The organism is Paenibacillus sp. NPDC093718 (assembly GCF_050279985.1).
Lineage (GTDB): Bacteria > Bacillota > Bacilli > Paenibacillales > Paenibacillaceae > Paenibacillus_AQ.
This window is the reverse complement of record NZ_JBNNUS010000024.1, coordinates 1-13762: the sequence shown is the minus strand read 5'-3', so window position 1 is coordinate 13762 and position 13762 is coordinate 1. Positions and strand designations below refer to the sequence as shown.

11 protein-coding genes are annotated in these 13762 nt (G+C 43.1%); 2 read left to right on the top strand and 9 right to left on the bottom strand.

Annotated features, from left to right (window positions below):
* Nucleotides 1-487: 487 nt before the first annotated feature.
* The gene (locus ACQKPA_RS33045; protein ID WP_427496509.1) at nt 488-727 is read right to left on the bottom strand and encodes a hypothetical protein; all 240 of its coding nucleotides are present in this window, start codon (nt 725-727) and stop codon (nt 488-490) included.
* 325 nt (nt 728-1052) lie between these two features.
* Between ACQKPA_RS33045 and ACQKPA_RS33040 the strand changes: the two genes are divergently transcribed.
* Complete coding sequence (locus ACQKPA_RS33040) at nt 1053-1223, top strand: hypothetical protein (RefSeq protein WP_427496508.1); 171 nt, start codon at nt 1053-1055, stop codon at nt 1221-1223.
* A gap of 773 nt (nt 1224-1996) precedes the next feature.
* Here ACQKPA_RS33040 and ACQKPA_RS33035 read toward each other — a convergent pair.
* The 8 genes from ACQKPA_RS33035 to ACQKPA_RS33000 form a co-directional block, all read right to left on the bottom strand.
* Entirely contained in the window at nt 1997-5296 is a 3300-nt protein-coding gene (locus ACQKPA_RS33035) for a DUF5704 domain-containing protein (RefSeq protein ID WP_427496507.1), read from the bottom strand.
* 11 nt (nt 5297-5307) lie between these two features.
* Entirely contained in the window at nt 5308-6252 is a 945-nt protein-coding gene (locus ACQKPA_RS33030; RefSeq protein ID WP_427496506.1) for a copper amine oxidase N-terminal domain-containing protein, read from the bottom strand.
* 498 nt (nt 6253-6750) lie between these two features.
* The gene (locus tag ACQKPA_RS33025; protein ID WP_427496505.1) at nt 6751-7515 is read right to left on the bottom strand and encodes a hypothetical protein; all 765 of its coding nucleotides are present in this window, start codon (nt 7513-7515) and stop codon (nt 6751-6753) included.
* 328 nt (nt 7516-7843) lie between these two features.
* Nucleotides 7844-8242, bottom strand: coding sequence for a hypothetical protein (locus tag ACQKPA_RS33020; protein WP_427496504.1), 399 nt, complete (start codon nt 8240-8242; stop codon nt 7844-7846).
* A 57-nt stretch (nt 8243-8299) separates the two neighbouring features.
* Entirely contained in the window at nt 8300-8422 is a 123-nt protein-coding gene (locus ACQKPA_RS33015; protein WP_427496503.1) for a hypothetical protein, read from the bottom strand.
* A gap of 1427 nt (nt 8423-9849) precedes the next feature.
* Nucleotides 9850-10500 (bottom strand): MerR family transcriptional regulator, encoded by a 651-nt coding sequence (locus tag ACQKPA_RS33010; protein ID WP_427496502.1) that lies wholly within the window; start codon nt 10498-10500, stop codon nt 9850-9852.
* Nucleotides 10501-10882: 382 nt separating this feature from the next.
* Complete coding sequence (locus ACQKPA_RS33005) at nt 10883-11602, bottom strand: helix-turn-helix domain-containing protein (RefSeq protein ID WP_427496501.1); 720 nt, start codon at nt 11600-11602, stop codon at nt 10883-10885.
* 651 nt (nt 11603-12253) lie between these two features.
* On the bottom strand, nt 12254-12382 hold the full coding sequence (locus ACQKPA_RS33000; RefSeq protein ID WP_427496500.1) for a hypothetical protein: 129 nt from the start codon (nt 12380-12382) through the stop codon (nt 12254-12256).
* 471 nt (nt 12383-12853) lie between these two features.
* Here ACQKPA_RS33000 and ACQKPA_RS32995 point away from each other — a divergent pair, with 471 nt between their 5' ends.
* Nucleotides 12854-13636, top strand: a complete 783-nt coding sequence (locus tag ACQKPA_RS32995; protein ID WP_427496499.1) for a hypothetical protein — start codon at nt 12854-12856, stop codon at nt 13634-13636.
* Nucleotides 13637-13762 lie beyond the last annotated feature (126 nt).

The window sequence follows — 13762 nt, the reverse complement described above, 5'->3', positions numbered from 1 at the left end:
CCTCCCTTTTTCTTTAAATAACTTTAAGGAATGGTGTAAATGGATTATGGAGAAATATATCCTTATCTAACATTAGCTGTTTGTATATATTACATTTGTGTATTTGCATATCGACTTAAAACTTCTAAACTAAGAAATCATAAGCTTGAGATATTCTTAAGTTTTATTATTTACGGACTGATGGCTAGTCCAGTCGATAGAATATCAAGAAATCTACAAATATCTCTTTATATTATTTTAATCTTAATGATATTTGGTCTCATTTTCTCAATACTGAAAGGTTATAAACACAGAGATGGGAATGAGGAATTGTAATGAGTAAGACATTATTTACGGATAAAGAAATCAAGCTGTTATCGGCTTGGAACTGGCGTGGCCAGCCAAGATCTTTTTTTAATAATGCCCGACTTAAACAAGAGGCTTGAAATGCTTCACTCTCCTATGAGAAAAAATTATTTCTCTACCTCTCTCGACTCCGTTGTTTGTATTATGCTGTTGTCGCTCTCGCCTGGTCTTTCAAGCGCTGATGCTGCTGATGCATCTGTTCCCTTTCCTGATCCAAACCACGAAATATCTGTTCAATGATCTTATGCACTCCGCGCAATCCAGAAATATGATCCATCAGCTTGCTTTCTTCCTTACCGGCATTTTTATCCCCTTGTACTGTTCCGAAATCTCCTTCTTCTGCCACAGATCCCCGATCGCTAATTTTACCCTTTCGCTCCATCTCTTTTAATTTCCAAGGAGTAATTATCTGCTCCTCGGTACATATGTCTCAATATCATATTTTGTGCAATAGTCCGCGTCTCAGATTCTCATAATCGGCCATTTTAGGCCCTCACAGGTGATTTCACTTTCGTGGAACAATCGATCCAGGGGGTATTTTCGGTCATTTAGTGCAAAACTGATTTTCTCAGCTTTACTTCAATTCTCTGGAGATTTCACTGCAAGTTAAACAAGCATTTATCCGGAATTTCTTTTTGCGTTCGATTTTGGGATATCTTGGGACGGGGGGTCATTTAATGCTATAATCTCTTGTAGGACAAAGTGCGGTGGAGCGATCACGGCTATCTCTCGTTAAAGGGGGTGATGCCATGATCGCCCTTGTCGAGCTAGTAGACGTACTCAAAGGTGTTGCAGCTGCACTCAGCATTTTGCTGAGTGTGCGCAAGCTGTTCCGCTGGATTCGTCGTAAGCTAAACAAGCGAAAACCCACCGCATAAGGTTAGCCGCCTTCGGTGGGTTTTCGTTGATTAATTAAGTTTTTCAACACGCCGTGGATTTCACAGCCTTTGTTCCTGCTCTAGAGTCCTTACCGTTGCGAGCGGTGAGGGCTCTATTTCTATTATAGTTTGTATTTCTCTGCTTATACGTGTTCATGTTGTATATACGTTGTATATAACACCAACACTTCTGTAATCATAATACCACAAAAGTGTTGACGGCGAAGCAAAACTGAATACTTTTGTGTTCAGTTTCCTGAATATTCCCCTCAAATGCGCCTTAAAACTATCAACTCCCTTATAAACAACATATTCCAGAGGTTAGGTTCGGTTTGGAGTCTCAATCTCATCAAAGGAGGTACAAGTTACTTATGGAAAGTCTCTTGCCTAACAGTAGGTATTTATGGTGCTTGCATTGTGAAAAAGCTTTTTCCCGTACAGATTGGATTCAAGGAAGAGAAAGATGTCCCAATTGCAGAGCTGGGTCATTAAATGCTTGGAAATGGGCGAAACTCTCAAAAATTAATAACTATCCCTTGAAACCTCTTTCTGGCATTCGTTATCCGCTATACCCCGAGAAATAATTAAATACAAATCAATGATTCTTATGTAAACTCATCACCAGAAGAACTGCGTTTGCTCTATTTGAGCTTTTCATGAAATCACTGTAGTTAAAATCGTGAAATTATAAATGTGGCTTAAAAAGGAATTTAGAAGCCTCTAATTAGAAATAGAAAAACTCCCCGAAATGTATTTCGAGGAGTTTTTTAGACTTAATGCGGCACTTGTGCACTAAAGTCATTTCGACTGGACAGATCGGCATGATAGAACACCACATCACCGTCCAGGAGATTGAACGCATTACCATAAGAATCCAAGGCGATCCGTTTGTATCCTTCCAGCTGCCATTGATTCATCAAAGGCGCATGGATGTACTGCAGGTGCGGATTTTTCAAATCCGCGTTCCGGATCGTTTCAATATCGAAGTTCACAATGATATAACCATTCTTGAAGAAGATGGCCGAGTTGTCATCGAGTCCGCCGTGTGTCCGCCCGTATTCGGCAATATCGGTACCGGCTTCCACCACATACGGCTCTGCTGGCAAGCTGTACTCGCCATACCATTTTTGTACAGCCGCATTGGCACGCTGCAGGTTCACCGATGGCGGCAAATTGGTTTTCGGTCCGATGAACGTCCGGAGCATTTCCGGGAGCAAAAGCAGATCATATCCACCGACCGGCGTTTTTTTCTTGGTGTCCTTCTCGATGTACTGCTCGATGTATTCTTGCTTGGTCATCGGCCCTAGCTGCCCTGGCGTAAAGTAATTGTCGTACTTGATGCTGGCCGTGTCGATCATTTCTTCCGCCGGCACATTCCGGAGCCGGTCATTCATGATGACGTAACGCTGCACCTTGTCTTCCGAAGATCCGATCTTCACGAAGTTCTTGTCATTGGTCTTGTAGTATAGATCCACTGGGAATTGATACTTGCCATCTTTCGAAACAAACCGGAACGTTGGCGTGATGCGGATCCCGTCCGTTTTGCCGAACATGTTCCCCTTGCTTTTAAAATCGAATTTAACGTGATACCCCGTTTTGATCGCCACGTTTTTATAGCCCTGCAGGGGATGGCTTCCTGGACGGATCGGCAAGGTGAACTGTGCGTTGTTCCCTCGCGGCGCTCCATCGATGCCGTTCATGCCGACCCAGTACGATAGACCGGTTGGTGTCGCGCTGCCCTTTTGTCTCCGGAAAACCTGTTCCCAATTGTAGTCCGCAATGTCGGTGATGTGGAAGTCATACAGCCGGCCGATAACTTCGACGGACACTTCATCAGCTGCTACGTGATTGACCAAATCCAAATTCGCATCGTACTGATACGGGAGATCTGGTGGCGCATTTTCAGCAATATTTCGGAAGTACACCTGATAGTCCCCTTCATCGACCCACACCGGCAGGAAAAATTCCGTATCCAGCTGGTTCACCGGGATATCAATCCAGGTGTTTTTCGGGAAAAAGATGGTGCGGCTGCCGTTGTACACGTCAAACGGGAATCGGACTTGTTTCGTCCGGAAATACTTTGCGTAGTCCCGATTGCCATAGCCCGGATAGTTCGTGTGTTGTCCGCTCGTCGGGATCCGCACCGTGAACGGCCGATCTAGAATGAACGCCGCCCGGTTGTAGTTCGGCTTGGTCTTCTGATTATGCGCCCGATCGTCCATCACAGAAGAGTAGTTCACGACCGGCGTATGGACGGTTACCGTATTGATCTGGTGAATCGGAAATTCTTTATCACTGCCGCCGTTGATGTTCCCCGGCATCAGACCGTAGAAAATCGTTCCTGCGCTCGTTGTGTTCGCCCGGTTGACCCTACTACTGCTGATCATGTTTCCTGGCCGGTACAGCACGTTCTCGTCGATCTGAGACGGTTCTGGGATGCTGCCCGGTGTCGGGCCGGTTTCCGCAACGCGGCTGCCGTTTATGATCGTAGCCCCGTTAAAGACCAGCGAATCATTGGTGACTTCCACCTTTTCCACGCCATCCTCGGCCACACTCTGCAGGTTTTCGCTCGGCGGTGACGGTTTGCTCTTATGAGAGCTGCCACCGTAAGATCCGGACGGCGCAACGATCGGGTCCGGCGGCGTCGGCGGATAAAAAGCGCCAGTCTGGCCCGCCGTAAATTGTGGCGGCTGGTATCCTTGCGGATAGATCGTGATCTGTTCGCCTGGCAGCGCATAATTTTTGAGTAATCCCTCGTTGATCTTGTACACTTCCAGGTTATCAATCACCCAATAGGAATAAGGGCGCTCGACGGTGTATCGTTCCGTCACTTTTTCTTCAGCCTGCTGCGGATCCGGAACCGTTGTCGGTTTTCCATCCGGACCGTTTGGTCCCGGCTTGCCCGGATCCCAATGCAGCGTCCATGTTTTCTCCACGTTTACCTCAAAGGTACAAGTCCCTGACATCTGGACGAAAGTGTTTTGCACCAGGAAGCTACGCGCCAAGATGTTTCCATACAGGTTTTCAGATGTCGGAATCCCCTGCAGGACGTCAAAGCGTTCGCTGCCGCGCTGATCGGCCAGAATCTTGGCCGTGACCACGGGATCCATGAACCGACCATTCATCTTCGCTCCTGGAGCCGGTGGCGTACAGGAAGCATTTGGAGGGTCTGGATTCGGAATGTTGGGATCTTTCGGTTTATAGTAAAGATACAGGTAGTAGATCGGAAACGAACCGTCATAGGTGAATCCAGATGGATCTCCCGGCGAAGGGGATCCGCCGCTCGGAGGTGAGACTGTGCTTTTTTTGTGTCCTTCGTATGTATAGTCTGCATTCCCCGGTGTGTGCGTAAAAGCATACGCTTTACCCTTCTCCAGTTTTTCTTCCCGATCGTTAAATCCGGGTACTCCATTCAGCGATTTCCCTGTAGTTGTGTAGTGTTTGATGATCGCTTTTCCTTCTGTTGGTTCGAGCTCGATTTCGAACAGAGTCGGGAAGTAGTAGCGCCAGCCTTCAACGAGGGGGGCAAATTGTTGTCCTTTGTCTTCTTCTTCTTTTCTTCGGTCAATAGCTAACGGAGCTTCTAACAAACCACTGGTAACATATACAGGAACATTGGCTATATTCGTTCCTTTACCTGTCCATTGTCTTCCAGTAAAAGAATAGGAAGGTGACGTAGCCCGAACATAATAATCTTTGGGATTTTGCGCCATTTCCACAGAACGGGAAGCTTCAAAAATGTCATTTCCATACTGACGGTTGTAATCGAATTTGCTTACCTTAACGTCTTTTATTTTGCGTGATGAATTAAATTCAAACATATAATCAAAACCATCCACATCAGTAACTGCTCCTGGTGGTTTTGTTGTAGTCCATTTACCAGCGGAATCGCTCCACGTGTCATAGTAAACCATGCCAACAAAATAATATTTGTTTGGGTTCTGAGGATCTTGAAACATCCGAGAGACCCCGATGGCTTCCGCTTTGCCTGGACTAACCACCAATACTGTAGTTAGGACTAATACAAAGCAGAGAATAACCTGAACGAATCTCTTGAACTTCGATTTAAACATATCGCGGCTCCTTACTTAAAGGGATTAACAATCGCCACAATATAGTCTTCTACTTTGTACGTGCTGAAGGCAATGTAATCAGTTGTATTAAGTTTGAATTTAGTGTGATCGTAATTTTGAATGTACTTTCCTGTTTGAAATTTATCCGTACCACTAATAACGGGATAATAATTTGTTGCAGTTCCATCCTTGTGATTCTCAAAGGCATTATCTACACCGGTACGGTATTTTGCATAATCATTCTTAGCCATAAAGAAAATCGGTGTTCCTCGCTCTGAACTACGTATAGCGATGTAATCATAACCTTTCCTTTTTACAAGCTTAATGTCATAAATAATCTCACCATTACTTAGCTTAATTGGCAACTGGTTCGCCTGAATAACCTTAATACCCTTAAATAGCTCTCCACCACTAGTAGTCTTTTCAAATAAATATGTGTTTTTCATGTACTGCTTAAAATTACTCAGCGGCTGAAGCTTAAACTGAGCATCGTCCGTATTCAGGAATTTCTTCTCTCCAATCCAGACCCAGCGACCGATTTTATCCCACTCTACTTTTTGGCCCAGCCCTTCACTAACCAGGCGTAAGGGTACAAATGTCCGGTTCTGCTTCAGGATGATTTTCGCGCCGTAGCTTTTGGATTTCCCGTTCACCAACGCATTCGTTTGGCCAACCGTCATTTTGACGGTATCCGTCCCTTTCTTCACTTCAACAATCGTCTTGCCGCTGCTCTTGTTGTAACTGACCTTCCCCCCAAGAGCTTCGGATACAAATCGGATCGGCACCATGACGCTGCCTTGACTATCTTGGAACGGCTTCGCATCCGGAAAACTCATTTTCTTGGCATTGAGCAGTACTTCCACTTGCGCTGGACTGCTACTTGCTTGAGCCCCACCGGCAAAAAGACTTGAGACCGCAACCGCACTGACCAGCACGGATAACATGATTTTTTTCATAGAACCCCTTCTCTCCCTTCACATATTTCCTCATGGTGTATATCGATTTTTTTTCCAGTAAACGTTTGCCGTTCATCACCTCCTTTCAGTTGGCGGCCGGTATGCTTGCCGCTTGGAACAAGCTATTCAGGTCGAATCAACTTCTCGAGCTATCTTCGCGTGTAGTCCAACTGGAGGCTCCGCAAAGCACCAAAGGGGCTGCCGGAGTAGTTGGACTGAGGGGGTCAAGGAGGAACGCGTTAGCGGCAAATCCTTGACCATCTCAAGCGCCCTGAATACGCTGGGCCGGGGCGGCAAGTGACAGAAAAGGCCGCGGCGATAAAATAACGTTCAATTTCTTTTTTGTAGTCTTCATAATTGCTTGTTTTACGAAGTTAAAGCCCCTGTTGTGGTCCTATTACTACGTAAATTAATTGATCGTGGTCTATAATGTGGTCTCATAAAATATTAAATTAACAGGCTTTGCCTGATAGATGTGGTCTAACGCGGACACGCGTCTTATCCTGCATTACATTCTTTCATGCCTTCGACTGGCGTCTCCGGCTCTCTTGGAAGCCCTCCTTTGAAGCCTTTTAGCAGCTGCTGCATTCGGATGAATTCCATAATCTTTTCGTCCAGCTGCTGAGAAACTTCCAACACATCTTCCTCCACAGATTTAAAGTTTGGAGCAAACTGTCCCATCTTCTCTCGGAGATGTTCAACCTCGTGATCAGCCAGCAAAAGGAAAGATTCCAGTTCCCTCATCTTGGACGCCAGCAGCTGTGCTTCGATGATATGGATGTGAAAGATCAAGGACAGGAGCGCTGCATTACTGGAGCTAAGAATGTCATCTCGGGTGATCGTTTGAACATCTCCTGGCTTCAGCTCATAAGTGAGTATCCGGATAAATCCACCTGCAGCTGTGTGCCTGGCTTTTGCATATACCGGGATAGGAGCAGCGCGGCCTATCATGATAGTCTCTTCTTTGAGGTTATAAATCAGTTGTCTTCCGTCTCGCAGCTTACATGAAATTGTGACCCCGGAGAAATTTTCCTCCGGATAGGTCTGCATGTCACGCAGCATATACTTCAAAGTTTTTTCTTGTTTCGGACTATTCACCGGCAGCTGATCCAGAAACGTGCGGATCCTCTCGGCCAGACGATGCCGCAGCGTAAAAATTGGTAATCCGTACAGGATCCGCTGATCAATCTGCGCACAAAGCAGCTGAATGTCCAAATCTTTAAAGTGTTTGCCAATCATCGTTGAGTAAATGTGATAATGCATATCTTCATCCTCCTTTGATGATCGCAGCCCATAAAAAAAGGCCGCGAATAGGCGGCCAGAAATAGATTGATTTCCAATAGGGAAATCGAATACAATACGAATCAGACCGTTCAGCTGGTGGTACAGCTATCGGTTTAGAAGGGAACTGCGGCGCCGCCAAGCATTCGCAGTTCCTTTCGCATTTATTCAGTTCATCTTTCCCAAAATCAAACTTTTCCTATAGGTCTATTATACCATTAATTCACTTAACAAGCAATAAATAACATCGAAAAAACACAAACAAAAACGCTGGAAAACCCTAGTACATCAAGGGTTCCCAGCGTTTTTGTTACAACTCATCGTATTCTTCTTTTTGGTCAATCAAACCTTCTGCCTCATATTTCTCCAGCTGACCGGACTCCATCATATACTGTAGGAATAGAGCTACTTTTTCGATATTTCGAGATCCGCGATCCACCGGCTCATACCAGCTCATTAAATTTCCGATCGCGTCCAGGATGCTCAAATAATACTTATCTGGAAGAGTCCGATCCATTTCAATCATCGGTTTAAAATCCAGCGAATGAATCAAATGATTAATGGCAGCTAAACGTAAATCGTTATTCCAAATCCGTTCTTCATCGCCCTGGATCGCAATCGTTAAGTTTGTCCGTCCGTCTTCATCCAAACTGCTTGTTATGTACATCGGTTCATCCCAATTCATAATGGTTTTCTGCACATCTTCCAACTCAAACTCCCCCTCATATTTGCATACTCCAACATTACCATATCAATTTACTAACGATCATCCAATAACACTGGCTTCGCCAGTTCCGAGCCGGTCCAGTCCCATGGACAACGCTTCGCGTTGACCACAGTCCTGGACCACACGGCGATGTCCTCCACCTAAAGACAACCCCATCTGCACTCATCTATTCTCTTTCGTTTCAATGCCCATCATAACCTAGAACTTATACACAGCACGGGTTTAAACCCAATAAACTATCCACAATCCTTTTTCAAGAAGGTTAAAACGCTTTGCGTTTTTTTGATTAAAACAGCCTCCCCACGCCCACCCCTTCGTTAAGGTGAACTGAAATTTTGTCTTGACGCCTATGACCGGGGATGGTATCGGCCTTGCGTGCTGGACACAGTTCACCTTATCCCGGAAGAATTTTAATCAGGATAAGGTAAGGCATGATATCAACCTGCCGCCACGCATCGAGGGACGGCTCCCGGCATTGTATCCTACACGCGCTCTTCAAGCGCCAGCTGCTATGGAGCTCGTAGCTCCGGATTGGTTACGGTTCCTATGACCAACCCTCCACCATAGATTTACAGCTGCTTCTCAAACCGTGGTCTTGCCTCCCTTGAACGGTTTCCAGCAAGGTTCTGTCGGCAATTCACCACGTACTTTTCGGAACGGTCACAACCCCGGATGGAGTCACATCACTTGGGGTCGTACTTCGTTTTGCCTTACATATGCCCCCGTTCGTGCGGACTATCTCACGACAGAAGGTAAACGGAGACTAAGCCGGCTTCACTTCGCCCTGGTTAAGGGCTAGTGGCCACGGCTCTACGTGGCAACCCGGGAATAACCGTACGCTTGGGGTAAGGCGCCCTCCCGTACGATGGATAGTTTTTAACGTGTTTTCCTACCTCATTTATTGCATGACCACGGAACTGCGCTGGGCTCAGCTGGGCTTTTGATTTCCGATTACTTAAAAAAGACAATAGGAAACCAGGCCCTCGAAGTCCACTTTTCAAAAAAATGGAAACGAGCGCTTTAGATATGAAGTTGGTATGTAGTTCGAAAATTAAAAAATATATGATTGCACATCCGTTTCCTGGAAAGCCGGATCCGGACGATGAACCCGAAGAAATCAGAAAAGCCCTGACTCTACCGAAATACTTTGGTAGAGTCAGGGCTTCATAAACTTGGTTGGTTTCCGGATAATCCATGACGGATTAGGACGGAAATACGATGGACTAAATTAGCTTAAATGTGGTAGACTACACTTAGTAGTCTTGTAAAAGAGTCCATTTAGTTTTAAGCACCCGTGTTTCTACCGAGGTCTGTCGGTGAGACCGTTAGATCGGACGCCAATCCGATTTAACAGCTTGAAACGATGATGGGCTTTTTTTATTTGATTTTTCATTCGTTGTCGAGTTATGTAAATCTTTCAATGAATCCACTATAGCACAGCTGATAGACTGATAGAAAGAAAATATTTCTAGGCCGGCTACAGGTTTGACCCTGCAGCCGGCCTTTTGAGTATACCTTGTCATACACTTGAAACCATATAGCATAAAGGATCATTAACGATTTGTATGAAAATATTTTTTCTAAGAAATTCATGTTAAATCTGTATCGTAAGCTTCTTTGATCCGCTGCTCGTAACGATCGTCTATGTAATCCAGGATGAATCGATCACGCGCGTTCACGTCCTCTATCTTCTTAAACAATCCTGCTTTCTTCATTCGCTCGGATTCAGGTTTCGCCATCCACTGCTCCATGGCTTCACGCTGTAGCTGCCTTTCAATTCTCTTCTCAGTCAAATGGTTCGTGACATACTCAGCTCGCTGTTGTGCTGGATCGGGTAGCGCTGTAGCTGCCATTTCGATCTGACCCATCATAGTTTCTAATCGCTCAAGCCGTGAGCGATCCTGCTGCAGCTGCCGAAAGCCTTCCTGCATGACCTGTATAGCCTCGTGCAAATTGATCGTGAGCGCCTGGCCATCTTCATGATCGTCCACGTTTATGTATGTTGGAACACGGTTTGCCGCTAAAACTTCCTCGACTTGCTCACCATTCATTCCCCTGGCATATGCCTCACGGATTTGAATGACAATCGGTAAAGATTCCGATGATATCAGGTAACTCTTATGATGCTTTTTAGTTAGTAAATGATGGCCGTGTCTCTCAATATACCTCCGAATGGTAGGTTGGGGAATATCAAACTGTTCGGTGAGTTCCGTAATCGTGATCCACTTACCTTTTTCCACGTGATCGACCTCCAATCAATCATTCAAACAAGCTATATAGATATTTGATATATAAGGCTTTAGGTCCTCTTTCGCGTGAGCGATGATTACATATCGATCACGATTCTCCACGCTGATCGATCATACTCTATTCTACCATCCGAGGCAAATTGCAACATAATGAAGCACTTTGAGACAAACTAACAAACTTCCTTGTAGTAGAGCCATTTGCTAGAACGAGACAAAATGAGTCGAATTGACGCAAAATCAAAAAATGGAAATTTAAATCTCCATTTTGAGGGTCAGTCCTTTTCAATCAGCATCCGAAAAAAATGAATCCAAAAAGACCGCAGCTGAAAGCTACAGTCTTCATCACCCACCCTAAAGAGATGGCTAATTTTGTTTAGTTACTCTCTTCGCGCAAGTATTTTAGAATATGATTATAAATTGTCATTTGCTTGTTTCTTGAAACATTTATTGCAGTATCAATATCGAAATTATCGAATGAAACATTATATTTCTTTAGTGCTTCTCTTATAATTCGTGCATCAATCTCTTCAAAATCTAAAAAACATGAACAGTAAAACACTTGGTCCTTCTGACTTATTACAATAAACGTAAATTCTTTAAGAGCATAGTTAAGTAGTAAACCAAACTGTAATTCTCTGTTTAATTCCAAACTGGCCTTCATGTCGTTCACAACATGTTCCAAAGTGGAATTTTGGTTCATCTTTATTTCTTCGAGAGTAAATCCATATGGTCGCAGAAAGCTATTGGCCTTCATTTTAAACCCTTTCTGTTCACGAGATATAAGGCCAAGATCTTCTAACTCCTGAAACCAGTTTTGTACTGTTCTCTGATCTTTTCTAAAAAAATCTGATATCTCCTTTGAACTAAACCAGCTTTCCCCAGTATGGTACCTAGAATTAAGTCCTAGAAATACGTATAGCTTTAAAGCAGGTCCACTAATATCTTTAAGAAACAAGTCTTGGAAATCACTATGTATAGGAAAGAATGGTTTGTTCATTTTAAACACTTGATCTTTCCATTCAGCGTAAGAATCTCTGAGTTCTTTAAAATAATTATTTTTTTCACTGGTGCTTTTTAGAAAAAAATTCTTCAAATACATCACCCTAAAAAATATTTTTGTTCATATTGTAACATTTTCCTCCTATTTCTCCTACAAAAATATTCGTTCTTTTATATCTTATTAACTTCTATTCATATTAAGCAGATATCACTTATTACTTTCCGTTAATTTTCAATTAACGGAAAGTAATAAGTGATATCTGCTGTTACCATATTTTGAGGAATTTTTTTTCGTCTTTTTCATTTGTTATAATAATATCTATCAAAGGGTAATACTTATTTACTGTGAAGAGGTAATGGAGTGTCCCTAATACGGTTTGAGAAAAAGCGTGGGTGCAACCACGCTTTTTTTCTTTTTCTTAAAAATAAAAAAGGACGAGGAAGGTGCAACTTCCTCGTCCTTTCTGCCATGTTCTCGCTCTCTAGGCATTACCTCTGTTTCCCCCTGTCGGAGTATATAGGGCGCTAAAAGTCTTAACGGTGATGTTCGGAATGGGGATCCGTGTTTTACTATGATGACTGGCTCATCATAACATTCTTTTAGCTATTGTGACCTAGACAACTGGGTACCAGCGGCTAACCGATGCGCATACCAGGAACCCGTTATTTGGCTTTATGCCAGTTCCCAGAAGTATGTAACTAGCTTAGCACCTTCTTCCGACTAATAAAGGCACTTAAACACTTATTAACTCATAAAGTGCTCAAGCACTTTAGTAAGAATCAAGAGCAGGTAAGGTCTTGCAACCTTTTCCATTTTCAGGCCTGCCTCGATTATTTTTTTGTGAAGAGGTTTTTTCTTTTCTGGAGTGTCCACTCGGTTTCCTCCTTTCTTTCCGGGGAGGACACCAAATACGCATCAAAAAAAGTATAATCTATCCAATAGGCCTAACACTACCTTTATTTTTGAGGTTCACAATTTTAAGCAGACATATGTCTAAAATCCGGAATTTTGTGCACATATCCGCGCCCGCAAGCACCCCGATCGAGGCAAAACCTCGAGCAAATCTAAGAAAAATGAAAAACAGCCTCTTCGCAGACGATGCGAACAGAGGCTGTTTTTTCGTGACCTGCAGTATTTCGAAAATCGCCGCTCAAACTTAGACATTTGCGACTATTCCTAATCAAAATAAAGAGAATAAGTACATTATCGCAAGTCCCAAAAAAAGGTTCTGTTGACTATATAAGAATATTAAAATCCCATATTTTTACTGTTACAGGAAATGTTTATGCTTTATCATGGAATTATGTACCAAAAAATATATATTAAGAGAGGAAGAGTAAAAAAATGAAATTTAAGTCGCTTCTTGCTTTAGCACTAAGTTCCACAATGGTATTTTCGCTTGGTATAAAAAATGTTAGTGCCTCCGAAAGTGTTCCAGAGCCAGACACAAAAATTGTAACCAAAGAATTGTTCACCCATGATGGCGTTAGTATGGGATATGTTACAATAAATAAAACCATAGAATACAATAATACGGATGAGGGAGTAGAATTTACAGTTACCAAGGAATCTGACTATACCCTCAACAGCGAATTTGCAAGCCTTGAAGAATATAACAACAAGTTCGTGGATGGAGTTGATATTAATACATATTTAATAACAAAAGATCAAGAATTATATGCGAATGGTGAACACTTAGAAATTTCTTCTGTGAGTACGATGGATTCTGGTGGTATTCCAACAATCAGCCATTATTATGATGATGGTAGGTACAAAAACTATACTTTTGGTAGCTATTCGGACATCAGACTTCAATGGACTATGGACATAAAACCAGATGGATCCAATACATCTGGAACCATTGATTCTTCCATTACTTCCAATACTGCCAAGTTTTTATTAGCAAAAAGTGCAGTGGATTCATTTGAAAATAATTATAATGACTATAATTTAGCCGTTAAAGCTACTATGGTTGCACTTGGGGTTACTGCCATTAGTTGGGCTTCGCTCGTTGGCTTAATTGGCTCAGGAACAGCTGCTGGTTTCGCGGCAGCGGAAGCTGTCGATTCCTATAATGACGCAAAAAGTGATGTAGGAAACGCATATAATTATATCAACATGTTTTAAATCCTAAAAAGAAAAAGGGAGGGGTAATAGACCTCCCTTTTTCTTTAAATAACTTTAAGGAATGGTGTAAATGGATTATGGAGAAATATATCCTTATCTAACATTAGCTGTTTGTATATATTACAT